At 65.0% G+C, this 22,662-nt stretch carries 20 protein-coding genes; 13 read left to right on the top strand and 7 right to left on the bottom strand.

Annotated features, from left to right (window positions below; genetic code table 11):
• The first annotated feature begins 2 nt into the window (after nt 1-2).
• Entirely contained in the window at nt 3-221 is a 219-nt protein-coding gene (locus JQ632_RS30460) for a DUF1127 domain-containing protein (protein WP_249152643.1), read from the top strand.
• A 62-nt stretch (nt 222-283) separates the two neighbouring features.
• On the opposite strand, the gene JQ632_RS30455 is transcribed toward JQ632_RS30460, so the two are convergent.
• The 3 genes from JQ632_RS30455 to JQ632_RS30445 all read right to left on the bottom strand — a co-directional run bounded on the left by JQ632_RS30455 (nt 284) and on the right by JQ632_RS30445 (nt 2,733).
• Nucleotides 284-970, bottom strand: a complete 687-nt coding sequence (locus JQ632_RS30455) for a glutathione S-transferase family protein (RefSeq protein ID WP_212406347.1) — start codon at nt 968-970, stop codon at nt 284-286.
• Between the two features lie 134 nt (nt 971-1,104).
• Nucleotides 1,105-1,431 carry a hypothetical protein gene (locus tag JQ632_RS30450; protein WP_212406346.1) on the bottom strand — a complete coding sequence of 109 codons (327 nt, stop codon included), beginning with the start codon at nt 1,429-1,431 and terminating at the stop codon, nt 1,105-1,107.
• 171 nt (nt 1,432-1,602) lie between these two features.
• Nucleotides 1,603-2,733, bottom strand: a complete 1,131-nt coding sequence (locus JQ632_RS30445; protein WP_212406345.1) for a site-specific DNA-methyltransferase — start codon at nt 2,731-2,733, stop codon at nt 1,603-1,605.
• 419 nt (nt 2,734-3,152) lie between these two features.
• On the opposite strand from JQ632_RS30445, the gene JQ632_RS30440 reads away from it, so the two are divergent.
• Nucleotides 3,153-4,097, top strand: a complete 945-nt coding sequence (locus JQ632_RS30440) for a neutral zinc metallopeptidase (RefSeq protein WP_212406344.1) — start codon at nt 3,153-3,155, stop codon at nt 4,095-4,097.
• A gap of 224 nt (nt 4,098-4,321) precedes the next feature.
• A complete protein-coding gene (moaB, locus tag JQ632_RS30435) occupies nt 4,322-4,885 on the top strand; it encodes a molybdenum cofactor biosynthesis protein B (protein ID WP_212406343.1) in 564 nt (187 codons plus the stop codon).
• Nucleotides 4,886-5,250: 365 nt separating this feature from the next.
• Here moaB and JQ632_RS30430 read toward each other — a convergent pair whose 3' ends face one another.
• Nucleotides 5,251-6,225 (bottom strand): helix-turn-helix domain-containing GNAT family N-acetyltransferase, encoded by a 975-nt coding sequence (locus JQ632_RS30430; protein WP_212406342.1) that lies wholly within the window; start codon nt 6,223-6,225, stop codon nt 5,251-5,253.
• 75 nt (nt 6,226-6,300) lie between these two features.
• Nucleotides 6,301-6,870 carry a glycosyl transferase gene (locus JQ632_RS30425; protein ID WP_212406341.1) on the bottom strand — a complete coding sequence of 190 codons (570 nt, stop codon included), beginning with the start codon at nt 6,868-6,870 and terminating at the stop codon, nt 6,301-6,303.
• A 313-nt stretch (nt 6,871-7,183) separates the two neighbouring features.
• Here JQ632_RS30425 and JQ632_RS30420 point away from each other — a divergent pair, with 313 nt between their 5' ends.
• From JQ632_RS30420 to JQ632_RS30410, 3 genes are all read left to right on the top strand, one after another.
• On the top strand, nt 7,184-8,023 hold the full coding sequence (locus JQ632_RS30420) for an RMD1 family protein (RefSeq protein WP_212406340.1): 840 nt from the start codon (nt 7,184-7,186) through the stop codon (nt 8,021-8,023).
• Nucleotides 8,024-8,211: 188 nt separating this feature from the next.
• The gene (locus tag JQ632_RS30415) at nt 8,212-9,495 is read left to right on the top strand and encodes a serine hydrolase (RefSeq protein ID WP_212406339.1); all 1,284 of its coding nucleotides are present in this window, start codon (nt 8,212-8,214) and stop codon (nt 9,493-9,495) included.
• Nucleotides 9,496-9,531: 36 nt separating this feature from the next.
• A complete protein-coding gene (locus JQ632_RS30410; RefSeq protein ID WP_249152645.1) occupies nt 9,532-10,047 on the top strand; it encodes a cytochrome c in 516 nt (171 codons plus the stop codon).
• A 35-nt stretch (nt 10,048-10,082) separates the two neighbouring features.
• Here the strand turns inward: JQ632_RS30410 and JQ632_RS30405 are convergent, their stop codons facing one another.
• Nucleotides 10,083-12,497, bottom strand: a complete 2,415-nt coding sequence (locus tag JQ632_RS30405; protein ID WP_212406338.1) for a phosphoketolase — start codon at nt 12,495-12,497, stop codon at nt 10,083-10,085.
• A 211-nt stretch (nt 12,498-12,708) separates the two neighbouring features.
• Between JQ632_RS30405 and JQ632_RS30400 the strand changes: the two genes are divergently transcribed.
• The 4 genes from JQ632_RS30400 to JQ632_RS30385 all read left to right on the top strand — a co-directional run bounded on the left by JQ632_RS30400 (nt 12,709) and on the right by JQ632_RS30385 (nt 16,892).
• Complete coding sequence (locus tag JQ632_RS30400; RefSeq protein ID WP_212406337.1) at nt 12,709-13,884, top strand: PA0069 family radical SAM protein; 1,176 nt, start codon at nt 12,709-12,711, stop codon at nt 13,882-13,884.
• Between the two features lie 26 nt (nt 13,885-13,910).
• A complete protein-coding gene (locus JQ632_RS30395; RefSeq protein ID WP_212406336.1) occupies nt 13,911-14,366 on the top strand; it encodes a VOC family protein in 456 nt (151 codons plus the stop codon).
• A gap of 59 nt (nt 14,367-14,425) precedes the next feature.
• The gene (locus tag JQ632_RS30390) at nt 14,426-15,211 is read left to right on the top strand and encodes a ribonuclease HII (RefSeq protein WP_212406335.1); all 786 of its coding nucleotides are present in this window, start codon (nt 14,426-14,428) and stop codon (nt 15,209-15,211) included.
• 172 nt (nt 15,212-15,383) lie between these two features.
• Nucleotides 15,384-16,892, top strand: a complete 1,509-nt coding sequence (locus tag JQ632_RS30385) for a glycosyltransferase family 39 protein (RefSeq protein ID WP_212406334.1) — start codon at nt 15,384-15,386, stop codon at nt 16,890-16,892.
• A 2-nt stretch (nt 16,893-16,894) separates the two neighbouring features.
• Here JQ632_RS30385 and JQ632_RS30380 read toward each other — a convergent pair whose 3' ends face one another.
• The gene (locus JQ632_RS30380) at nt 16,895-17,704 is read right to left on the bottom strand and encodes a uracil-DNA glycosylase (protein WP_212406333.1); all 810 of its coding nucleotides are present in this window, start codon (nt 17,702-17,704) and stop codon (nt 16,895-16,897) included.
• A 136-nt stretch (nt 17,705-17,840) separates the two neighbouring features.
• Between JQ632_RS30380 and JQ632_RS30375 the strand changes: the two genes are divergently transcribed.
• The 3 genes from JQ632_RS30375 to JQ632_RS30365 all read left to right on the top strand — a co-directional run bounded on the left by JQ632_RS30375 (nt 17,841) and on the right by JQ632_RS30365 (nt 22,476).
• Entirely contained in the window at nt 17,841-19,502 is a 1,662-nt protein-coding gene (locus JQ632_RS30375; RefSeq protein ID WP_212406332.1) for an electron transfer flavoprotein-ubiquinone oxidoreductase, read from the top strand.
• Between the two features lie 268 nt (nt 19,503-19,770).
• The gene (locus tag JQ632_RS30370) at nt 19,771-21,564 is read left to right on the top strand and encodes a tetratricopeptide repeat protein (protein ID WP_212406331.1); all 1,794 of its coding nucleotides are present in this window, start codon (nt 19,771-19,773) and stop codon (nt 21,562-21,564) included.
• Between the two features lie 27 nt (nt 21,565-21,591).
• Nucleotides 21,592-22,476: a 4-(cytidine 5'-diphospho)-2-C-methyl-D-erythritol kinase gene (locus tag JQ632_RS30365; RefSeq protein ID WP_212406330.1), complete on the top strand. Its 885-nt coding sequence runs from the start codon at nt 21,592-21,594 to the stop codon at nt 22,474-22,476.
• The last annotated feature ends 186 nt before the right edge of the window (nt 22,477-22,662 follow it).

The raw sequence follows: 22,662 nt of genomic DNA, 5'->3' as shown, positions 1-22,662 counted from the left end.
CGTTGACGACCCTCTCGACGGCCGGCTCGCACACGCGACCGGGTCGGTCGGGGCTGGCCATCGGGATCATGCGGGCGCTCCGCGAACGATTGAGCGTCTGGCGCGCGCGACACCGCGCACGGTCGCAGCTTGCCGCCATGAGCGACCGCGAATTGCAGGACATCGGCACCTGCCGGTCGGAGATCGCCGACGATCTCAGCAAGCCGTTCTGGCGCGCATAACGACGAAGCGGCGCCACCTGGGCGCCGCTTCATTGTCTTGGCAAGAGACGGTGGGCAACCGATCAGGCCACCTTGGTCGTCATGTGCTTGAACATGTTGCCGCGGGCCTCGTCGTCCATCTCGGCCTTGAAGGTGAACTTGTCCTTCAGCGCGATGGCGCGCACCGCCGCGGGGCGCGCAGAGATCTCGTCGACCAGCCGCTTGACGTTCGGATACTTTGCCGGCGCGTCCTCGCCGAGCACGAAGGCGGCCATGCGGGCCCAGCCCCACAGGGCCATGTCGACGATCGAATAGGCGTCGCCGACCATGTAGCGGTTCTTGGCGAGATGATCGTCGAGCACCTTGTAGTGACGATGCCCCTCGAACTGATAGCGGTTGTGCGCGTAGTCGTGGTTCTGGTCCTTCGGCGCGAAGTGCCGGAAGTGCACGGCCTGGCCGGAATAGGGGCCGATGCCGGTGGCGATGAACATCAGCCAGGACAGCGTCTGGCCGCGCACGGCGGGCGCGGGCAGGAATTTGCCGGTCTTCTCGGCGAGATAGAGCAGGATGGCGTTCGAGTCGAACACGATCGTGCCGTTGTCGTCGATCGCGGGGACCTTTGCGTTCGGGTTGATCTTGATGAAGTCGGGCGTGAACTGCTGGCCCCTGCGGGTGTCGACCGCCACGGGTTCGAAAGGCAGGCCGGCCTCTTCCAGGTAAAGCGCGACCTTGGTCGGGTTCGGCGATCCGTTGAAGTAGAATTTGAGCATCGAAAATCTCCCCCTGGTGTCGTTGTCCGACGTCTGTCGCGGCGTCCTTGCCGCGAGGCGTCATCCTCTTGCCCGAAGGCGAGCAGTTGATGCAACCGACGAATTGGTGAGGTGGGTCCTGCGCCGCGCGCAGATCAGCCGAGATAGAGGAAGCCGAGGACCGCCGCGACGATCACGCCGACCCCGGCAGCCTCCAGGCGCAGGGCAAGACGCGTTGCGGCATGCATGTCGGAGGCTTGCGTGGCGCGCTCCGTGCCACGGGCATGGCCGCCGACGATGACGTTGCGATTGAAGTCGGCATGGGCCTCGAGCCCGCTGGAGAGACCGACACAGATCAGCAGCACGCCGAATAGCGCAAGGCCGGCAAATCCGAGCAGGCCGATCAGCAACATCGGAAACATGCCGATGAGGAAGATCGGCAGCAGCGGCAAGAGCAGCAATGACTCGGACTGGCGTCGCATGGCTCGCCCCATCAAGACGAGAGCTGGTCGCTTGAAGCTAGTCCTCGGGGTGGCCGCATTCAAGCTGCCGTAGGGCGGGCAAAGCGGAGCTGCCCGCCGTTTCTGCATACGTCGAGGAAGGTGGTGGGCACGGCGCAAGGGCGCCTTTGCCCACCCTACAGTGCCAGAGGACTATTCCGCGCCCATCCCGGCGCGAATCTCTGCCCGCAGCTCGTCGATCAGCTTGAGGCCCTTCTTGGTCTCGACGTGCCAATAGGTCCAGCCGTTGCAGGCGGCCGAGCCCTGGGCCACCGCGCCGATGCGGTGGATCGAGCCGACCTTGTCCCCCAACATGATGGCGCCGTCGGCGCGGACCAGCGCGCCGAGCTTCTTCTTGGCGTCGAACAGTCTTGTGCCCGGCATGATCATGCCGCGCTCGATCAGCTCGGCGAACGCCACGCGCGGGGCTTCGCGCGCGGTCATGAACGGGGCGAGGCTCTCTTCCGGCAGCGGTTCCACCGCCGCGATGCGCTCTTCCGCGGCCCTCGCATAGGTCTTATCGCGCTCGAAACCGATATAGGAGCGGCCGAGACGCTTTGCGACCGCGCCGGTCGTGCCGGTGCCGTTGAACGGATCGATCACGAGATCGCCGGGCTTTGACGACGACAGCAGCACGCGCGCCAAAAGGCCTTCCGGCTTCTGGGTCGGATGCACTTTCTTGCCGTCGGCACCTTTGAGGCGCTCCTCACCGGTGCATAGCGGGATCAGCCAGTCGGAGCGGGCCTGCACGTCCTCGTTCGCCGCCTTCAGCGCTTCGTAGTTGAAGGTGTAGCCCTTGGCCTTCTCGTCGCGCGCGGCCCAGATCATGGTCTCGTGCGCGTTGGTGAAACGGCGGCCGCGGAAATTCGGCATCGGGTTCGATTTGCGCCAGACGATGTCGTTCAGGAGCCAGAAGCCGAGGTCCTGCATGATCGAGCCGACGCGGAAGATGTTGTGATAGGAGCCGATCACCCAGATCGTGGCCGACGGCTTCATCGCGCGGCGGGCGGCAAGCAGCCAGGCGCGGGTGAAATCGTCATAGGCGGCGAAGGAATCGAACTTGTCCCAGGCGTCGTTGACGGCATCGACATGGGATTCGTCGGGGCGCTTGAGATCGCCCTTGAGCTGGAGATTGTAGGGAGGATCGGCGAACACCAGGTCGACCGAACCAGCCTGAAGCTTCGACATCTCGGCGACGCAATCGCCGACGATGATGCTGTGCGAAGCGGACTCAAAATTTGTGCGGGGCGCCTTTGCAGACGCCCCGCGACGCGACACTACCATGACTCAAGAACTCTGACTCAGGCGACGCTGTCGGCGACGCGGGACCAAACAACCGACTGACCGTTACATTGACCCGGCAAAGTAAAAATCGACTTAATCCATCAACTTTGCGGTGAGGCTGCGCGTGCATCTTCGCGCGCACGCAATTGCGCGCATCTCCTGTATTTTAAGGCTTGTCGCGTCTTCGAGGCCGTGAGAACGCCGTTCGTGCCTTGAATTTCATGCGGAAAATTTTGCTGCTTCACAGGAAAAAATTGCTGGCCTCGACAAGTCGCCGCACTAGGCAATTTTTGCCGACCGGGATATTGATTAACAGAATGGAAATTTTACCTGTGTGGCGCGTTGAGCCTTTCGCGCTGCGCACATAGCCCGGGCCGCCCTGCGCGCCCGGAAATGGAATTCGAGAGGGGAAGCCCGCCATGCGTTACGACGATTTCCGCCGCAGCGACGACATCGAGGATCGTCGCGATGACAGTGGCGGCGGCATGGGAGGCGGCGGCGGTTTCGGCCTTCCCATGGGCGGCGGCGGGCTCGGCATCGGCACCATCATCGTGCTCGGCCTGCTCGGCTATGCCTTCGGCATCGATCCGCGCATCCTGATCGGCGGCGCCGAGATCCTCACCGGCGGCGGACAGGCGCCAACCTATCAGACCGATCGTCAGGCGTCGGGAGGACAAGTCAAGCGCGGCGCGCCGACCGACGAGATGGGCAGCATGATCTCCGGCATCCTCGGCGAGATCGACGATCGCTGGACCGAGATCTTCCAGGCCAGCGGCCAGAACTATACCGGGCCGAAGATCGTGCTGTTCCGCAACGCTACCAATGGCGGGCGCTGCGGCATGGCGCAGTCGGCGATGGGTCCGTTCTATTGCCCGCCGGATCGCACCATCTTCCTCGACACCGCCTTCTTCCGCGAGGTCGAGACGCGTTTCCGTGGCTGCTCCGGCAAGTCGGCGTGCAATTTCACCACCGCCTACATCATCGCGCATGAGGCGGGCCACCATATCCAGAACCTGCTCGGCATCATCCCGCGCGTGACCCGGCTGCAGCAGCAGGCCGGCAGCAAGGCCGAGTCCAACGCGCTGCAGGTGAGGGTGGAGCTTCAGGCCGACTGCCTGTCCGGCGTCTGGGTCAATCGCGAGGAGAAGAAGCGTCCGGGCTTCCTCGAGCCCGGCGACATCGACGCCGCGCTGAGGACTGCGACCGCGATCGGCGACGACACGCTGCAGCGCCAGGCCACGGGACGCGTCGTGCCCGATTCCTTCACGCACGGCTCGGCCGAGCAGCGCAAGCGCTGGTTCATGACCGGCTATCAGCAGGGCACCGTGCAGGCCTGCAACACCTTTGGCAACGGATCGCTGTAGTGATCCGTCATTCCGGGGCGCGCGAAGCACGAATTATGTTGCGCAGTTGTGCATTTGCGAATTCGGAAGTAGTGGCGTCATCCCCGGACGAACGCATTTGCGTTCGCTCGGGAGGTGCTCGCCTCTCGGCGAGCCTCGAAGGATGACGAGCCCCGGGCCCATCCTTCGAGGCGCGCTAATGCGCGCACCTCAGGATGACGTCGGAGAATGGGAGGAATGAAGTCGTGGCGTCCACCGACGAGTCAAAACAATTCATCCCGCTCAACATCGCGGTGCTGACGGTGTCCGACACCCGCGCGCTTGCTGACGACAAATCCGGCCAGACGCTCGCGGACCGCATCGTCGAGGCCGGCCATCATCTGGCCGCGCGCGAGATCGTCACCGACGACGTCGAGGCTATCCGCGCCGTCATCCGCCGCTGGATTGCTGACGCCGGCATCGATGCGGTCATCACGACAGGCGGCACGGGTTTCACCGGGCGTGACGTCACGCCTGAGGCGGTCGAGCCTCTATTCGAGAAGCGCATGGACGGCTTCTCGATCGCCTTCCACATGATGAGCCACGCCAAGATCGGCACGTCGACGATCCAGAGCCGCGCCACCGCGGGCGTTGCGGGGGCGACCTACATCTTCTGCCTGCCCGGCTCCCCCGGCGCCTGTCGCGACGGCTGGGACGGCATCCTCAAGCCCCAACTCGACTACCGCACGCGCCCCTGCAACTTCGTCGAGATCATGCCGCGCCTGGACGAGCATCTGCGCAGGCCGAAAGCACAGGGCGCGACGGTGTGATTCACCCTCCCCTGGCGGGGGAGGGCGATCGCGCGCAGCGCGAGCGGGGTGGGGTGATCTCTCAACTCGGGCAGTGTTCGATGTGGAGAGACTGTCACCCCACCCCGTCTCACACTTCGCTGCGCTCAATGTGAGCCGACCCACGAGCGAGCTACGCTCGTCTCGGACCCCTCCAGGGGAGGGTAAGGAGACGGAGCCCGCTTTGGACTGTCGTCACGACGTCCCTCTCAACGACCGCCACATCGTCCGCCAAACATCCCGCCAAACATCCCGCCACGCATCGCGCCGCAGCCGGTGCGCTCTTCGCTTGTACAGATCGACCAGCTCTCCGTTGACGCGGCGCGGGACATCGTGCCGCGCGCGCATCAGAGGTCGCGCTCCCAGGTCTCGCCGATCAGGTTTTGGCCGAAGCTGCGATGCGGCTCGGTGGCGACCAGCTTGAAGCCGGCATCCTCGTAGATTTTTCGCGCGGCGGTCAAAATGCTTTGCGTCCACAGCGTCATGCGGCGATAGCCGCAGGCTCGCGCGAAGGTGACGCATTCGGCGACCAGGCGCTGCCCGAGGCCCTGGCCGCGCGCGGAAGGATCGAGCAGCAACAGGCGCAGCTTGGCGACGTCGTCGCTCGCCTTGACGAGGAACACCGAGCCGACCGGCCGGCCCTCGATATCGGCGATCCAGCAGCGCTCGCGCGACGCATCGTAGCTGGTCATGTACTTTGCGACGATCTCGGCGACCAGCGCCTCGAAGCCGGCGTCGAAACCGTACTCGCTCGCATAGAGCGTGCCGTGGCTCTGCACCACCCAGCCCATGTCGCCCGGACGCGGATCGCGCAAGGTCGCCGGCGGCGCCGGCGTTCGCGGCATGGCGAGCAGCCGTTCGACCGTGTCCATCGCGCCCGTCAGGCGCCTGCGATCATCTGATGAGAGCGGCCGCAGCATGGCGGCGATGTCGTCCTGCGACGTGCGCTCGAGTTTTGCAAAAGCCTGCCGGCCTTTTGCGGTCAGGCTCAACTGATATTGCCGGCGGTCGGCAGGAAGCGGCTTGCGCGCGATCAGGCCCGCTTCGTCAAAATTCTGCACGATGCGGCTGAGATAGCCGGCATCCAGCCCGAGTTCGATGCCGATCTCCTTGGCCGAGAGCTCGCCGCTATGGGCAAGCTCGTAGAGCACCCGCGCTTCGCTGAGCGAGAACGGGCTCTTGAGGAGTTGCTGGTCGAGCACGCCGAGCTTGCGGGTGTAGAAGCGGTTGAAGGCGCGCACCGCCGACACCTGGTCGTCGGAGGCGTGGTCGGACGTCGTGGCCGCTGACGAACGGCCTGAAGACAATTGGCTTGAAGACATGGGGCACCTCGATACTTGCCATTGTCAATTAGTTATTTGACTTTGGCAAGTATCTTGGGCAAGTATATTCGGCGCTCACGCCATGTTGACGATCCGGCTGCGCAGCAGTGTCCGGGAGGAGCGGCCGAGCCGCCGTAATAGCCGCGCCTCGGAGCGGCGGGCGTGGGGCGGATAGCCGCCGATCCGGTCGTAATGGTCGCGTGCGATGAGGAGGCCCTGGTCGCCCTGCGGACGTACGATCCGGGCCAGGAAGCGCAAGGCGTCGCCAAGACCGGCGCTGGCGTAGGGCGAGCGCGCGTAGCGAAAGACGGCCGCCCGCGGCTTGCCGCTCGCCGAAACGCTCTGGATGAACAGGGTGGTCTCCTCGATCCAGCCGGTCTCCAGCACTGCACCGGCGTGCAGGAACATCAGCCAGGGCGAACGCGCTTGCAGGGCACCGGCAGCGAGTGCCGCGCCCTGGGGGCCTTCGAAACCGATAAAGCGGCAGCCGGCAACGTCGGCAACGCGCTCGATCACGCCGTTGCGGGTGCCGTCGACCAGGAGGACTTCACGGATCAGGCCGCTCGCGGCGCCTGGCACCAGCGCGGCCAGAGTTGCGACCGCCGGCTGTTCGACGCCTTCAGTCGGAATGATGACGCTCAGCATGATTGAGGCTTCGATGTCTCAAGCTGTAGGTAAAGCGTTCTGCATTGTTATACCCGTATAACCATGGCGCTACGCTCGCGCAATGTCAGCGGCGCGTCGGCCGGGGCGCATGGTAAACCATGCAGCCGGCCGCGGCCAAACATGTCTTGGACCATCCGTATTTTTGCCGAATGTTTCGGCGTTTGAGAAACCTGTACCGCCGCGGGATTGCTGGCGCCATATTCCTGCAAGGCTTGCACGCCATTCTCCGTGCGGCCTTTCGGGATAGCCTTTCAGGCGGTCGTCTATCACTAGGTGGGCGCAGGATGTTTGCGTGAGTGCAGATCAACTCGTCTTGGGAACGAGCGCGCCATCCGGCAAGCCGGAGGTCGCGCCGCCGCTGCGGATTCGGGCGGTGATGCTGGGCGACCGCATCAATCCCTCGGGGCTCGAAATCGGAACGCTGGTGTCCTCGACGCCGGTTGCCTTCCGCGTTCACGCCGGCCTCGCCGTGATCTTCCGCTACGGCGTCGTGGTGCTGATCGGACTGCTGCCGTCCGAGGAGAAGGTCCTCATCGATACCTTGAAGCCGCGTGTGACCGGCGAGCTCTCACCGTATGAGGAAGAGACCGCGCAGGCGCAGCTCTGCAACGACGAGGGTTCCGAGGCGATCCAGCCGGGCGGGCCGATCTGTCTGAGCAAATTCTCTGACGACAGGCTGCTGCTGATTTCAGACGCTCTTGCCAAGAGCACGGCACTGGCGCGCGACGAGCGGCGCGTCGCCGCCGTCTTCGACGTCATCGAGCCCCTGGCGCGCGAGCTCGCCGAGCACGGCCGCACGCCGCGGCGACGCAAGGCCATCCTGCAACTGATCGGCAATGCCCTCCTGGTCCAGCAGCGCGTCGCGGGCCGCGTTGCCATCGCCGAGAAGCCCGACGTGCTCTGGGAGAAGCCGGAGCTCGACCGGCTCTATGCGCGCCTGGAGGACGAGTACGAGCTGAAGGAACGTCTCGACACGCTCGAGCGCAAGCTCTCGGCGATCTCCGAGACCGCCAACGCGCTGACCGACATCATCGACACCAGCCGAGCGCTACGGCTGGAGGTCGCGGTGGTCGTGCTGATCCTGATCGAGGTGGCGATCGGCTGCTTCCAGATCTACGCCGGCCTTCACTGAACGGATGCCGGTGCGGTCGAGGTCGGGGACCGGCGCGAACGCTCGCTGTTGCAATCGACAGGGCTTGCGGGGCGCCGAAAGCCCGACAACAGGCCGCCATGGAGGTCTTCAGCCCGAGCTGCGCCGGTTCGGCGCCCCTTGTGCCGATGGAGCAGCACGCTAAACTCGCGCAATGTCGGGAGACGGCGATGAAACCAGTTGAGGCGTTGCGGTTATTGGCATGCGGCGCGCTGTTGGTCGCGGCTGCTCCTTCGACCCGGGCCGAGGGAACGTTTGAAATTCCCGCAGGGGCACATTTCAACAAGGACAAGCTGGCGAAGCTCGGCGATTTCTTCCGCAACGAGGTGACGACGGGGAAAATTCCCGGAGCGATCCTGCTGATCCAACAGCACGGCAAGCCGGTCTATCATGAATCCTTCGGCGTGCAGGACGTGGTTTCGAAGGCGCCGATCACCGACCAGACAATCTTCCGCCTGTTCTCGATGACAAAGGCCATCACCAGCGTGGTGGCAGTGAAGATGCTCGATGAAGGCAAGTTCTCGCTCGACGACCCGATCTCAAAATACATTCCGTCCTTTGCCAATGTGAAGGTCGGCATCGAGAAGAAAGCCGACGATGGCACCAAGACGCTCGAACTGGTACCGCCGAACCGGCCGCCGACAGTGCTCGACCTGATGCGCCAGACCTCCGGTATCACCTACGGTTTCTATGGCGATAGCCTGGTCCGCAAGGCTTACAGGGCTGCCGATATCTATGCTGGTGATTTCGACCTCGCCGAGTTCGCGGAGCGGATCGCAAGACTGCCGCTGCATAATCAACCAGGCGCACTCTGGCAGTATGGCCATTCCACCGACATCCTGGCGCGGATCATGGAAATCGTGTCCGGGAAGTCCCTGATCGAGGTCGACAGGGAAGAGCTGCTCGATCCGCTCGGCATGAAGGACACCGGCTTCTTCGTCACGGACCCGGAAAAGCAGAAGCTGCTCGCAATGCCGATGCCGAACGACAGCGATTTCCGGGTGGGGCGCGAAAACAACCCGACCATTCCGAAGAAGATGATGTACGCCAGTGGCGGCATGGTCTCGACCATGGCGGACTACACGCGCTTCGCGCAGATGCTGCTCGACGGCGGCACATACGAGGGCAAGACCATTCTCAGCCCCAAGGCGTTCAAGCTGTTGACGACGGACCGGGTCGGGGCGGGTTCGGGCGTCGACCGGGATTATTTCTACTTCCCGGGTGACGGCTTCGGCTTCGGGCTCGGCCTCGCCGTGCGCACCGATCCGGGCAACGCCAAGCCGCCGCCGCCGGGTGATCTCGGCGAGCTGAAATGGGACGGCGCCAGCGGTTGTTATTTCGTGATCGACCGCAAGCAGGACATGTTCTTCGTACTGCTGGAGCAGACTCCCTCGGAGCGCCAGCGCATCCAGAGGGCGGTGAAGCAGCTGATCTATGAGGCGATGGAGAACTGACGGCGTCACGCTATCGCGGGCCGCAAGCCCGTCTTGATGTGCGTCAAACTGTCGGAGGAAGCGGCGATGGTAAGGTCTTTCCGGCCGGCGTCGGAGCGCGAGATGATAAGGCGTGGTGCGGAATGGTTGCTAATCGCCAGTCTTGCGGTTGGCTTCGCTGCTGCGGCTCAGGCTGAAGACTTTGACATCGGCAAGTCGGAATTTCAGTCCTCCTGCGCGAGCTGTCATGGTGTGGATGCAAAGGGAAAAGGGCCGGTCAGCGACCAGCTGAAGACGCCGCCTCCCGACTTGACGGTGTTGGCCAGGAACAACAACGGGGTTTTCCCCACGAACGCTGTCTATGAAACCATATATGGATCGAAACCGGTTCCCGCTCACGGCACGCGTGAAATGCCGATTTGGGGGGAACGGTTCAATCCCATTGTCAACCTGCCTCACAATGTCGATCCGTCGTACTGGAAGTTGGCCGGGCCGGAGCGAAGCCCGGAAGTCGTGGTGCGAGCGCGCATTCTCGCCGTTATCGACTATCTCAATCGCGTTCAACAAAAGTAGCAACCGACGTTACGGACTGCTGTGCCCGTGCGACATCAGTCGCCGGGTTGCCTCGGCGTCGTTCCTCTCGCGCTGTTCGGCCAGATCCAGTCTCGAATCTCGGGCATGTCCTCGCCGTGCTCGCGGATATAGCGTGCGTGCTCGATCAGCGCGTCACGGAATTGCTGCTTCACATGCGCCGCCTTGGTCGCGAGCCCGGGCACGCGCTCGATCGCCTCGATCGCGAGATGAAAGCGGTCCAATTTATTGAGCACGACCATGTCGAACGGCGTCGTGGTGGTTCCTTCCTCGTCAAAACCGCGCACATGCATGCCGGCGTGATTGGCGCGCTTATAGGTCAGCCGATGGATCAAATAGGGATAGCCGTGATAGGCGAAGATCACCGGCTTGTCGCGCGTGAAGATTGCATCGAAGTCGCGACCGCTGAGGCCATGCGGATGCTGCTCCTGCGGCTGCAGCGTCATCAGGTCGACGACGTTGACGACGCGGATGTTGAGGTCGGGCAGCGCGCTGCGCAGGAGCGTAACGGCGGCGAGCGTCTCCAGCGTCGGGACGTCGCCGGCGCAGGCCATCACGACGTCGGGTTCTTCGCCAGCAACTTCGGTGCCCGCCCATGGCCAGATGCCGATGCCGGCATCGCAATGCGTCGCCGCCTCCTGCATCGACAGCCATTGCGGCCCAGGCTGCTTGCCGGCAACGATCACGTTGATGCGATTGTAGGTGCGCAGGCAGTGATCGCCGATCCACAGCAGCGTGTTCGCGTCCGGCGGAAAATAGATGCGGACGATGTCGGCCTTCTTGTTGGCGACGAGATCGACGAAGCCGGGATCCTGGTGGCTGAAGCCGTTATGGTCCTGGCGCCAGACATGCGAGGTCAGGAGGTAGTTGAGCGAGGCGATCGGACGCCGCCAGGCGAGCTCGCGCGAGACCTTCAGCCATTTTGCATGCTGGTTGAACATGGAATCCACGATGTGGATGAAGGCCTCGTAGCAGGAGAAGAAACCGTGGCGGCCAGTGAGCAGATAGCCCTCGAGCCAGCCCTGGCAGAGATGCTCGCTCAACACCTCCATGACGCGGCCGTCCTGGGCGAGATGGACGTCATAAGGTTTGATCGCTTCCATCCAGACCCGCTCGGTCACGTCGAACACGGCATCGAGCCGGTTTGAGGCTGTCTCGTCCGGGCCCATGATGCGAAAATTGCGCGCCTCGGCGTTGAGATTGACGACATCGCGCAGGAATTTGCCGAGCTCGCGCGTGGCTTCGGCGGTCGCAGCTCCAGGCTCGCGGACATCAACGGCATAGTCGCGATAGTCCGGCAGCTTGAGCTCGCGCTTCAACAGACCGCCATTGCCGTGCGGATTGGCGCCCATGCGGCGCTCGCCGCTTGGCGCCAGCGCCTGGAGTTCGGGAACGAGTGCACCGTTCACGTCGAACAGCGTTTCTGGCTCGTAGCTCCGCATCCAGTCTTCGAGCACCTTGAGATGCGCGGGGTTCTCGCGGCAGCCCGCGACCGGCACCTGATGCGAACGCCAAAAACCCTCGACCTTGAGGCCGTCGACCTCCTTCGGTCCGGTCCAGCCCTTCGGGCTGCGCAGCACGATCATCGGCCAGCGCGGCCGTTCGACCGGTTCGCTTGCGCTTCGGGCGTGCTGCTGGATCGAGCGGATACTGGCGAAGGCGACGTCGAGCGCGTCGGCCATCGCGCGGTGCATACGCGCGGGCTCATGGCCCTCGACGAACAGCGGCTCGTGGCCGAGCCCGCGAAAGAGATCGCGGATCTCGTCGTCGCGCATGCGACCGAGCACCGTGGGGTTGGCAATCTTGTAGCCGTTGAGGTGCAGGATCGGCAGCACCGCGCCGTCATTGATAGGGTTGACGAACTTGTCGGAGTGCCAGGAGGCGGCCAGCGGGCCGGTCTCGGCCTCGCCGTCGCCGACGACGCAGGCGACGATCAGGTCGGGATTGTCGAGCGCGGCGCCATAGGCGTGCACCAGCGCGTAGCCGAGCTCGCCGCCTTCGTGGATCGAGCCCGGCGTCTCCGGCGCCGCATGGCTCGGGATGCCGCCGGGGAAGGAGAACTGGCGGAAAAGCTTGCGCAACCCGTCCGCATCGCGCCCGATGTCCGGGTAGATCTCGCTGTAGCTGCCTTCGAGATAGGTGTTGGCGACCATGCCGGGGCCGCCATGGCCGGGACCGCAGACATAGAGAACGTTCAGGTCCAGGGTGCGGATGGCGCGGTTGAGATGGGCGTAGATGAAGTTCAGCCCCGGCGTCGTGCCCCAATGACCGAGCAGGCGCGGCTTGATGTGCTCGGGCCGCAACGGCTCGCGCAGCAGCGGATTGTCCAGGAGATAGATCTGGCCGACGGAGAGGTAGTTGGCAGCCCGCCAGTAGCGATCGAGGAGGTCGAGTTCGCTGCTCGCGGCGCCCGATTGTTGTTGGTTTGTCATATTCCTGCTGACCTTCACCTCAGCGATCGTCATCAACCCTGTTCCGGCGCGATCGATCCCGCTGCGCCATCAAACGGGATGGCCGTGACGCCGGTGTTGCGAGAGGTCAAAGGACCGGCGCAAAGTTCGGGCGGCTACTTTGCATGGGGTTGTTTTCGGGATTCTTGTTCTGTGTTCTTGATTTGTTCTTTTTGTGTGTTATCTTGGCTTCATGAGTCGAGCATCCTCTCATGCCCTCAAGCACCCGCCGGTCACGGCGCCCTCCGAGCCGGCGGGTGCGGCTGCCGATTCTCCTGCCGATTTTCCCGAGCTTGGCGTCGCGATCGACCGCGAACGCCGGCGGGGGCGGGGCGCGCAGTCCAATGCCAGCGGCCGCTATGAGGCGGAGGCGCGGGTCGCCTTCGACGACGGCTGGCAGAGCCTGGAGGAGCTGCCGCCGTTCAAGACCAGTGTCGCGCTCGACACCTCGCGCAAGGTGATCACGCGCAACGACTCGCCCGATATCGGCTTCGACCGCTCGATCAACCCCTATCGCGGCTGCGAGCATGGCTGCGTCTACTGCTTCGCGCGGCCGACGCATGCCTATCTCGGCCTCTCGCCGGGGCTCGATTTCGAATCAAAACTGTTCGCAAAGCCCGAGGCGCCGGAGCTGCTGGAGAAGGAACTCGCAGCGTCCAGCTACGAACCGCGGATGATCGCGATCGGAACCAACACCGATCCCTATCAACCGATCGAGCGTGAGCGAAAGATCATGCGCGGCATTCTGGAGGTGCTGGAGCGCGCCGGGCATCCCGTCGGCATCGTCACCAAGTCGGCGCTGGTCGTGCGCGACATCGACATTCTGTCGCGGATGGCCAAGCGCAATCTCGCCAAGGTCGCGATATCAGTCACCACGCTCGACCCAAAGCTCGCCCGCACCATGGAGCCGCGGGCCTCGACGCCGCCGAAGCGGCTCGAGGCGCTCAAGCAATTGTCCGATGCCGGGATTCCCACCACCGTGATGGTCGCGCCCGTCATCCCCGCGCTGAACGATTCCGAGATCGAGCGCATTCTGGATGCGGCCGCGCATGCCGGCGTCAAGGAAGCCTCCTACGTGCTGCTGCGCCTGCCGCTGGAGGTGCGTGACCTCTTCCGCGAATGGCTGATGGCAAATTATCCGGACCGCTATCGCCACGTCTTCACGCTGATCCGCGACATGCGCGGTGGCCGCGACTACGACGCGAAGTGGGGCGAGCGGATGAAGGGCACCGGCCCGATGGCCTGGACCATCGGCCGCCGTTTCGAGATCGCCTGCGACAAGCTCGGGCTGAACAAGCGGCGCGCGAAACTGACGACGGATCATTTCGCAAGGCCCAAGCCGAACGGCGAGCAGCTCAGCCTGTTCTAGGATCGGAATTCAAGACGAGGCGTATCATGAGTAAGACATTGCCTGCGCCGGTGCCGCGGCTCACCGTCGTCACGCTCGGCGTCAGCGACATGCGCGCCAGCATCGCGTTCTATGAAGAGCTGGGTTTTGCGCGCAGGCTGAAGGCGACCGGCGAGGCCGTTGCCTTCTTCGACACCGGCGGTCCGGTGCTCGCACTGTTCCCCTGGGATCAACTGGCGGCCGATGCCACCGTGCCCGAGAAGCCGCGGCCGTCGACCTTTCGCGGCGTGACGCTGGCCTGGAACTGCAGTTCGCGCGAGGAGGTGGACGCGGTTCTGGCGTTCGCGCTCGAAAAGGGCGCGAGTCCGCTGAAGGCCGCGCATGAAACCGACTATGGCGGCTATTCCGGCTATTTCGCCGATCCGGACGGCCATGCCTGGGAAGTCGTGGTCGCGCCCGGCATCGAGGTCGGCGAGGACCGGCGGGTGCATCTGGCTGAATAACGGGAATTGCACCGGGTTCCCGGTTGCGCGGGCCGTCCTGCTTGCGCACGATCCCGGCCATGATTCGGGACAAATCCCCCAGCAAAACCAAGGACGCGCCGAAGAAGGCGGCCAAGGGCGTCACGACGGTCGCGCGGCCGAGCTTTCGCCGCGAGCGCGCGCTGATCAAGCGCGGGGTCTGGCCGGTCGCGGGCTGCGACGAGGCCGGCCGCGGTCCGCTGGCGGGTCCAGTCGTCGCCGCCGCCGTGATCCTCGACCCCGACCGGATTCCAAGGGGCATCGACGATTCCAAGCGGCTGACGGCGGAAGAGCGCGAAAAGCTGTTCGACAAGATCTGCGCCACCGCGCAGGTCTCCGTTGCCGTGGCCTCGCCCGCGCGCATCGACCGCGACAATATCCTGCGGGCCTCGCTCTGGGCGCTGAAGCGCGCCGTGGTCGCGCTGCCCGAGGCGCCCCGGCACGTCTTCGTCGACGGCCGCGACCGGCTGGATACCGCCTGCGACTGCGACGCCGTGATCGGCGGCGATGGCATCGTGCTCTCGATCGCCGCAGCCTCCATCATCGCAAAAGTGACGCGCGACCGGCTGATGTGCGCGCTGGCGCAGGACTGCCCCGGCTACGGTTTCGAGCAGCACAAGGGGTATGCCGTCCCCGAGCACCTCGATGCGCTCGACCGTCTGGGGCCGTCGGTCCACCACCGCAGCTTCTTCGCCCCCGTCGTCGCCGCGCGCGAAAAGCACATGCCCTGGACGGTGGAGCGCGAGCGCGACCTGTTCTCGGCGGAAGTCGAGGTGGACGTGCAGGTGGAAGTTCCCGCCGAGATCAACGCGTCCACGGGTCTCTAGAACATTGCTGCGCCTCGCCCCACTTGCGGCAGCGCGAGCGAAGCTCGTCGCGACCCCGTAAGAACGGGGAGAGGGGCAGACTGTCGTTGCCACGGCGGGCCGCGCCCTTTATCAAAACACCAGAGCGAATAGGGCCGGCTTCGACGGGTTGGCTGCATCTTTCGGGCGTTGCATGCGGTTTACCTCCCTGGTCATCGAGCTGATCCGCGCGCGCCCGCGGCTGGTGGTGTGGATCGTGGTGCTGCTCCAGGCCGCGCTGTGGCTGTTCGTGGCGCTCGTCTTCTACCGCAGCCCGCCCGGCAACCTCGCGACGCTGCTGGCGTTCGGCCGCGAGTACCAGGTCGGCACCGATCTCGGTCCGCCACTCGCCTTTTGGCTCGCCGACATCGCCTATCGCGCCGCGGGCGGCCACATGTTCGGCGTCTACGTCCTGGCCGAGCTGTGCTCCATCGCGACCTTCATCTCGCTCTATCATCTGGCGCGCGCGGTGGTCGGCACCCAGCAGGCGGTGCTCGCGGTGCTCCTGAGCATGACCGTGCTGGCGTTCTCCTCGCCGACGCTGGAATTCGGTCCACTGGTGCTGGCGCGCCCGCTATGGGCGCTGCTGCTGCTCCACTCCTGGCAGTTGATCGGCCAGCGTCGCGGCAATGCCTGGTTCGCCTGGTCGATCGCCGCCGGGCTGCTGCTCTTGACCACCTCAGCCGCGATCGGGTTGCTGCTGCTGCTGGTAGTCTTTGCGCTCGCGACGGCGGGCGGCCGCCGGACGTTGCGCGCGCTCGATCCGCTCTATGCGCTGCTCGTGGTCGCGGTGCTGGCGCTGCCCTATCTGATCTGGGTGATCCGGGCCGACGTGCTGACGCTGCCGGCCCTGCCGCAACTGGCCGAGCTGAACGCGCGAGGGCTGAATACGGCCTGGCTGCTCGGCAGCCTGGTTCTGGCCGCAGCCGGCGTGCTCGTTCTTGCCGCGCTGAACAGCAAGTGGTTCGCGGCCAAGGGCGAGGAAGCGCCGATCATCTATCGTCCGCCGGTCGAGCCTCTGGCGCGCAACTTCGTCTATTTCTTTGCCCTCGCGCCGGGCCTCGCTGCGGTGGTCATCTCCGGCCTGTTCGGCCTCGACCGTGTCATCGGCGGCGCCGGTGTTGCGCTGGTCATGTCCGGCCTTGCCGTGATCGTCGCGGCCGGCGACCTGATCGCGATGCGGCGCCAGCGGGTCCTGCGCACGGTGTGGGCGGCCGCGGTTGCAGCGCCGGCCGCCGCCGTCGTGGCGACCACCTTGCTGCTGCCCTGGACCGGCACCGGCGAGGTCACGACCGCGATGCCGGCGCGCGCCATCTCCGATTTCTTCGACGACAGCTTTGTCCGCCGGACCAACCGGCCGTTGCGCGCGGTCGCCGGCGAGACGCAGCTCGCGAGCCTGATCGCGCTGCATTCCGGCCGTCCGCATCTGCTCATCGATGCCGAGCCCGAGCGCACGCCGTGGATCTCGCCGGCAAAATTCGCGGAGACCGGCGGCGTCGTGGTCTGGCGCGCCTCCGACACCGCCGGCACCCCGCCGCCCGACATCGCAAAACGTTTTCCGGGCATCGTGCCGGAGGTGCCGCGCGCCTTCGAATGGCTGGTCAACGGCCGCCAGGGCCTGCTGCGCATCGGCTGGGCGATCGTGCGGCCGAAGGGGGCATGAGGTCAGGACAGCGCGAGCGCCTTCGCGATCGCGCGCAGATCCTGCCATGCCAGCCGCTTGTAGGCCGGTGACCGCAAGAGATAGGCCGGGTGAAACGTCGGCAGCGCGCGGATCATGCGCGCACCCGTGTCGTAGTCGAACCAGCGGCCGCGGGTGCGCATGATACCCTCGCGCGTCGACAGCAGCGTCTGCGTCGAGGGATTGCCGAGCGTCACCAGCACGTCGGGATTCACGAGCTCGATCTGGCGCTGGATGAAGGGCAGGCAGATCTGCGTTTCCTGCGGCGTCGGCGTGCGGTTGCCGGGCGGCCGCCACGGAATGACGTTGGCGATATAGGCGGTGGTACGGTTGAGCCCGATCGCGCCGATCATGTGGTCGAGCAGTTTGCCGCTGCGCCCGACGAAGGGCAGCCCCTCGATGTCCTCATCGCGTCCCGGCGCCTCGCCGACGAACATGATGCGCGCCCGCGGATTGCCATCGGCGAACACCAGCCGCGTCGCGGTGTTCTTCAGCGCGCAGCCGTCGAAATTCTGCATCAGCTCGCGCAGGGCCTCGAGCGTCGGCGCGGTCCGTGCCGCCTCGCGCGCGGTCGCGATCGCGACGTCAGGCGCGGGCGCCGCCTCGCCGCGGATCACCGCGGGCGCTGCAACCGGACGCGGCGTTTCGACTGGCGGTGCCACGCGCGTCACCGGCGGCGGGGCATCCGCCTCGGCCAGGCGATCGACCGGTTCCTCCACCAGCGCGCAATCGACGCCGGCCTCCAGATAGAAGGCAAGCAGTTCGCGGACGGTGGGGGCGAGTTCTGGCATCATGGGAAAGTCTGACTTTTATATCACCTTGGGCCGCCTTGCATCCCAGCGGAACGCAATTCCGAGGTTGTCCTACCCGGAAAAATCGGAAACAAGGGGGCGCAAACGACCAAGGAACCGTCTCAAGGGCTGAGATCAGATGAGCACCGAAGAACTTCCCCCGCGCGAATCCATGGAATTCGACGTCGTCATCGTCGGCGCCGGCCCCTCGGGCCTGTCGGCCGCGATCCGGCTGAAGCAGCTCAACGCCGATCTGAACATCGTCGTGGTGGAGAAGGGTTCTGAGGTCGGCGCACATATTCTGTCCGGCGCCGTGATCGACCCCGCGGGCCTGGACAAGCTCTTCCCCGACTGGCGCGAAGACGCCGATTGCTCGCTCAAGACCCAGGTGAAGGACGACCGCTTCTTCTGGTTCACCGAGACGAGTGCGATCAAGCTGCCGAACTTCATCATGCCGCCGCTGATGAACAATCATCATTGCTACATCGGCTCGCTCGGCAATGTCTGCCGCTGGCTGGCGCGCAAGGCCGAAGCGCTCGGCGTCGAGATCTATCCGGGCTTTGCCGCGGCCGAGGTGCTTTATGACGACAACGGCGCGGTGCGAGGCATCGCCACCGGCGACATGGGCATCGGCCGGGACGGCAAGCCGAAGGACTCCTTTACCCGCGGCATGGAATTGCTCGGCAAGTACACGCTGTTCGCCGAAGGCGCGCGCGGCAGCCTGTCCAAGCAACTGATCGCGAAATACGCGCTCGACGCCAAGAGCGAGCCGCCGAAATTCGGCATCGGCCTGAAGGAAGTCTGGCAGATCGATCCGGCCAAGCATCAGAAGGGCCTGGTGCAGCACGCCGTCGGCTGGCCGCTCAAGAACGATACCGGCGGCGGTCTGTTCTTCTATCACTACGACGAAAACCTGGTGTCGATCGGCTTTGTCGTCCACCTCAACTACAACGATCCCTATCTGTCGCCGTTCGACGAATTCCAGCGCGTCAAGAACCATCCCGCGGTGCGCGCGACGCTCGAAGGCGGCAAGCGACTCGCCTACGGCGCGCGCGCCATCACCGAGGGCGGCTACCAGTCGGTGCCGCGGCTGAGCTTCCCCGGCGGCGCGCTGATCGGCTGCGCGGCCGGCTTCGTCAACGTGCCGCGCATCAAGGGCGTGCACAATGCGATGGGCACCGGCATGCTCGCAGCCGAGCATGTCAACGCCGCGCTCGGTGCAGGCCGCGCCAATGACGAGCTCGTCGAGTACGAGAACGCCTGGCGCGATTCCGTCGTCGGCAAGGACCTCTACCCCGTCCGCAACGCCAAGCCGCTGTTGTCGAAGTTCGGCACCTTCATCGGCGCCGGGCTCGGCATTTTCGACATGTGGTGCAATACGCTGTTCGGCGCCTCGCTGTTCGGCACCCAGTCACACGCAAAGCCCGATCGCGCCACGCTCGACACCGCCAGCACGCATACGCCAAAGGCCTATCCGAAGCCGGACGGAAAAATCTCCTTTGACAAGCTGTCGTCGGTATTTTTGTCCAACACCAATCATGAAGAGGACCAGCCGGTCCATCTGAAGGTCGCGGACATGAACCTGCAGAAGACGTCGGAGCACGACGTCTTCGCCGGTCCCTCGAACCGCTATTGCCCGGCCGGCGTCTATGAATGGGTGGAGGAGGGCGCGGCTCCGCGCTTCCAGATCAACGCCCAGAATTGCGTCCACTGCAAAACCTGCGACGTGAAGGACCCGAATGGCAACATCACCTGGGTTCCGCCGGAGGGCGGCGGCGGGCCGAACTACGAGGCCATGTAACGATCGGGCAATGTGACGCACATTCGCGTGAGCCGGCACCGGCGAACGGCCGTCCCGGTCACGATAAGGCCACAGTAAAAGCGTTTTGGGGCAGGCAATTGGCCGGCCGGGGGCGTATGCCAAATCGCCTCCCGATTCTCTGCCGAATCCTTGCGGATGCGGCCCAAACGCGGCATTGTTCCGGGCCATGACGGTTCCGGGTCCCGATGCCGCCGGTCGCGTTCGCATGCGAGACGACCCTTTACTCCCAAACTCAAGGCGAGCCCTGATGTTCTCAAATCGTTTCAACCGCTGGACTGTTGCCGCCCTGGCCCTCGCTGGCTCCGCTCTCGTGGCGGTCCCCGGTGCGGTCCTGGCGCAGACGCCGGATCATCCGGCGGACACTGCGGCACAGTTTCCGACCCGAAACGATCTGAAGTCGCTGACCGGCGCCGGCAGCTACCTTGCCGCCCGCCATGCCAGCGTCGAGCGCGATGCGTCGTCGGCGGCTGCCTTCTATCGTTCGGCGCTGCGCACCGATCCCAAGAACAACGAGCTGCTCGACCGCGCCTTCATCTCGTCGGTCGCCGACGGCGACATCGAGGAAGCGGTCAAGCTCGCCGAGCGCATCCTCACGATCGACAAGTCCAACCGCGTCGCGCGCCTCGTCGTCGGCGTGCACGATCTGAAGGTGAAGAAATACGCGGCCGCGCAGACCAACATCACCCAGTCGATCCGCGGGCCCATCACCGATCTGGTCGCGACCCTCTTGTCGGGCTGGGCTTCCTATGGCGCCGGCGATGCCAAGGGCGGCGTCGCCACCATCGACAAGCTCACCGGTCCCGAATGGTATCCGCTGTTCAAGGACCTCCACGCCGGCATGATCCTCGAGCTGTCAGGCAAGGAGAAGGATGCCGGCGCCCGCTTCGAGCGCGCCTACAAGCTCGACGATTCCATGCTGCGCATCAGCGAGGCCTATGCGCGCTGGCTGTCGCGCAACAAGGATTCAGCTTCCGCCATCAACGTGTATCAGGCGTTCGACAAGAAGCTCGCCCGCCATCCGCTGATCCAGGAAGGCCTGCGCGAGACCAAGGCCGGCAAGAAGCTGCCGCCGCTGATCGATTCCGCGCAAGCCGGTGCCGCGGAAGCGCTCTACGGCATCGGCGCCACGCTGACCCGCCGCGGCGGCGAGGATCTGGCGCTGGTCTATCTCCAGCTCGCGCTCTACCTCCAGCCCAGTCATCCGCTGGCGCTGCTTTCGCTCGCCGATCTCTATGAATCGGTGAAGCGGCCGCAGATGGCGATCAAGATCTACGAGCGCGTGCCGGCCAACTCGCCGCTGAAGCGCAACGCGCAGATCCAGCTCGCAGTCGATCTCGATTCCGCCGACCGCACCGACGATGCGATCAAGATCCTCAAGGGCGTCGTCACCGACGATCCCAAGGATCTCGAGGCCATCATGGCGCTCGGCAATATCGAGCGCGGCCGCAAGAAGTTCGGCGATTGCGGCGCGACCTATTCGCGCGGCGTCGACGTGCTGCCGGCCGGCAACGACAAGGCCAACAGCGTCTGGTACTATTATCGCGGCATCTGCGAGGAGCGCTCCAAGCAGTGGGGCAAGGCCGAGGCCGACATGAAGAAGGCGCTCGAGTTGCAGCCCGACCAGCCGCATGTCCTCAACTATCTCGGCTATTCCTGGATCGACCAGGGCATCAACCTCGACGACGGCATGAAGATGATCAAGCGTGCGGTCGAGCAGCGCCCGGATGATGGCTACATCGTCGATTCTCTTGGTTGGGCTTACTATCGCATCGGCAATTACGAGGAAGCGGTGAAGAACCTCGAGCGCGCGATCGACCTCAAGCCCGAGGATCCCACCATCAACGACCATCTCGGCGACGCCTATTGGCGCGTCGGCCGGACGCTGGAGGCTAAATTCCAGTGGTCGCACGCCCGCGATCTCAAGCCCGAGCCGGACGATCTGCCGAAGATCGAGGCCAAGATTGCGAACGGACTGACGGAGGATTCCAACCCGTCCGCGGCGCAGGCCGAGAAGAAGAAGGACGATGGCAAGGGCGGCTGATCAAGAGCGTGATGGGGTTTGTCGCCAATGCCGGCGTTGATTGAAGAGGGGCGCGCGAAGGTCAATCTGAGCCTTCGCGTCATCGGCCGTCGCACCGACGGCTATCATGATCTGGAAAGCGTGGTCGCGTTTGCCGACTGCGCCGATCGTCTCACGCTCGATCCGGGCGCGGAGCTGAAGCTCACCACCACGGGACCACTCGCGTCGTTCTGCGGCGAGACCGCCGACAATCTCGTGCTCAAGGCGGCGCGGCTTCTGGCCGATGCGATCCCCGGCCTCAAGGTCGGTGCCTTCGCGCTCGACAAGGTGCTGCCGGTGGCGGCCGGCATCGGTGGCGGCTCGGCGGACGCTGCCGCGGCGCTCCGGCTGCTCGCGCGCCTCAACGGCCTCTCGCTCGACGATGTCAGGCTCCAGGAGGTTGCGCTCGCGACCGGCGCCGACGTGCCGGTGTGCCTGCTCTCGTGCGCCTGCGACATGACCGGCGTCGGCGAGCAGCTTTTGCCGTTGAGCGTGCCGACGATGCCCTGCGTCATGGTCAACCCGCGTCTTCCGGTCGCAACCAAGGATGTTTTCGCTGCGCTGGGCTTACGCAACGGCGAGCTGCTGGTCGGCGTCACGGACGTGCTCGGGTCGCCGTCCTGGCCGGACGCCGGCGGCTCGCTCGAAGACTGGGTGGAAGCGCTCGCCACAAGCTCGAACGATCTGGAAGAGCCGGCGACCCGCGTTCAACCGGCGATCGGTGAAGTGATTTCGGCGCTCAACGCTACCAACGGTGCCTGGCTCGCGCGGATGTCGGGCTCGGGCGCGACCTGCTTTGCAATCTATGAGAACACCGCGGATGCCCGCCGTGCCGCCGAAACGATCCGGCACGAGCATCCCGGCTGGTGGGTGCATTCGGGGACGTTGAGCTAGGTCACTGAGCGCGCCATTGCCGTAGGGTGGGCAAAGCGAAGCGTGCCCACCTCTTTCGTCACCGATGTAAGTAGAATGGTGGGCACGGCGCTATCACGCCTTTGCCCACCCTACGAGGCTGTGACTCTTTCCCATATCGAGTGTCGAGCGGATATGATTCTCTGAGCAGATTGATCTGCTGGAGAG

The sequence above is a fragment of the Bradyrhizobium liaoningense genome (assembly GCF_018130955.1).
Taxonomy (GTDB): Bacteria; Pseudomonadota; Alphaproteobacteria; order Rhizobiales; family Xanthobacteraceae; genus Bradyrhizobium; species Bradyrhizobium liaoningense_C.
The sequence above is the reverse complement of the archived record's forward strand: the minus strand, read 5'-3'. Positions and strand labels throughout refer to the sequence as shown.

Bases quoted from the DNA above. Each gene is read 5' to 3' on its own strand.
- JQ632_RS30395 (WP_212406336.1), top strand. From the start codon at position 13,911: ATGAGTAAGACATTGCCTGCGCCGGTGCCGCGGCTCACCGTCGTCACG.
- JQ632_RS30380 (WP_212406333.1), bottom strand. From the start codon at position 17,704: ATGATGCCAGAACTCGCCCCCACCGTCCGCGAACTGCTTGCCTTCTAT.
- JQ632_RS30400 (WP_212406337.1), top strand. From the start codon at position 12,709: ATGAGTCGAGCATCCTCTCATGCCCTCAAGCACCCGCCGGTCACGGCG.
- JQ632_RS30365 (WP_212406330.1), top strand. From the start codon at position 21,592: ATGCCGGCGTTGATTGAAGAGGGGCGCGCGAAGGTCAATCTGAGCCTT.
- JQ632_RS30455 (WP_212406347.1), bottom strand. From the start codon at position 970: ATGCTCAAATTCTACTTCAACGGATCGCCGAACCCGACCAAGGTCGCG.
- JQ632_RS30430 (WP_212406342.1), bottom strand. From the start codon at position 6,225: ATGTCTTCAAGCCAATTGTCTTCAGGCCGTTCGTCAGCGGCCACGACG.
- JQ632_RS30390 (WP_212406335.1), top strand. From the start codon at position 14,426: ATGATTCGGGACAAATCCCCCAGCAAAACCAAGGACGCGCCGAAGAAG.
- JQ632_RS30415 (WP_212406339.1), top strand. From the start codon at position 8,212: ATGAAACCAGTTGAGGCGTTGCGGTTATTGGCATGCGGCGCGCTGTTG.
- JQ632_RS30370 (WP_212406331.1), top strand. From the start codon at position 19,771: ATGTTCTCAAATCGTTTCAACCGCTGGACTGTTGCCGCCCTGGCCCTC.
- JQ632_RS30445 (WP_212406345.1), bottom strand. From the start codon at position 2,733: ATGGTAGTGTCGCGTCGCGGGGCGTCTGCAAAGGCGCCCCGCACAAAT.
- JQ632_RS30385 (WP_212406334.1), top strand. From the start codon at position 15,384: ATGCGGTTTACCTCCCTGGTCATCGAGCTGATCCGCGCGCGCCCGCGG.
- JQ632_RS30440 (WP_212406344.1), top strand. From the start codon at position 3,153: ATGCGTTACGACGATTTCCGCCGCAGCGACGACATCGAGGATCGTCGC.
- JQ632_RS30410 (WP_249152645.1), top strand. From the start codon at position 9,532: ATGTGCGTCAAACTGTCGGAGGAAGCGGCGATGGTAAGGTCTTTCCGG.
- JQ632_RS30405 (WP_212406338.1), bottom strand. From the start codon at position 12,497: ATGACAAACCAACAACAATCGGGCGCCGCGAGCAGCGAACTCGACCTC.
- JQ632_RS30450 (WP_212406346.1), bottom strand. From the start codon at position 1,431: ATGCGACGCCAGTCCGAGTCATTGCTGCTCTTGCCGCTGCTGCCGATC.
- JQ632_RS30425 (WP_212406341.1), bottom strand. From the start codon at position 6,870: ATGCTGAGCGTCATCATTCCGACTGAAGGCGTCGAACAGCCGGCGGTC.
- JQ632_RS30375 (WP_212406332.1), top strand. From the start codon at position 17,841: ATGAGCACCGAAGAACTTCCCCCGCGCGAATCCATGGAATTCGACGTC.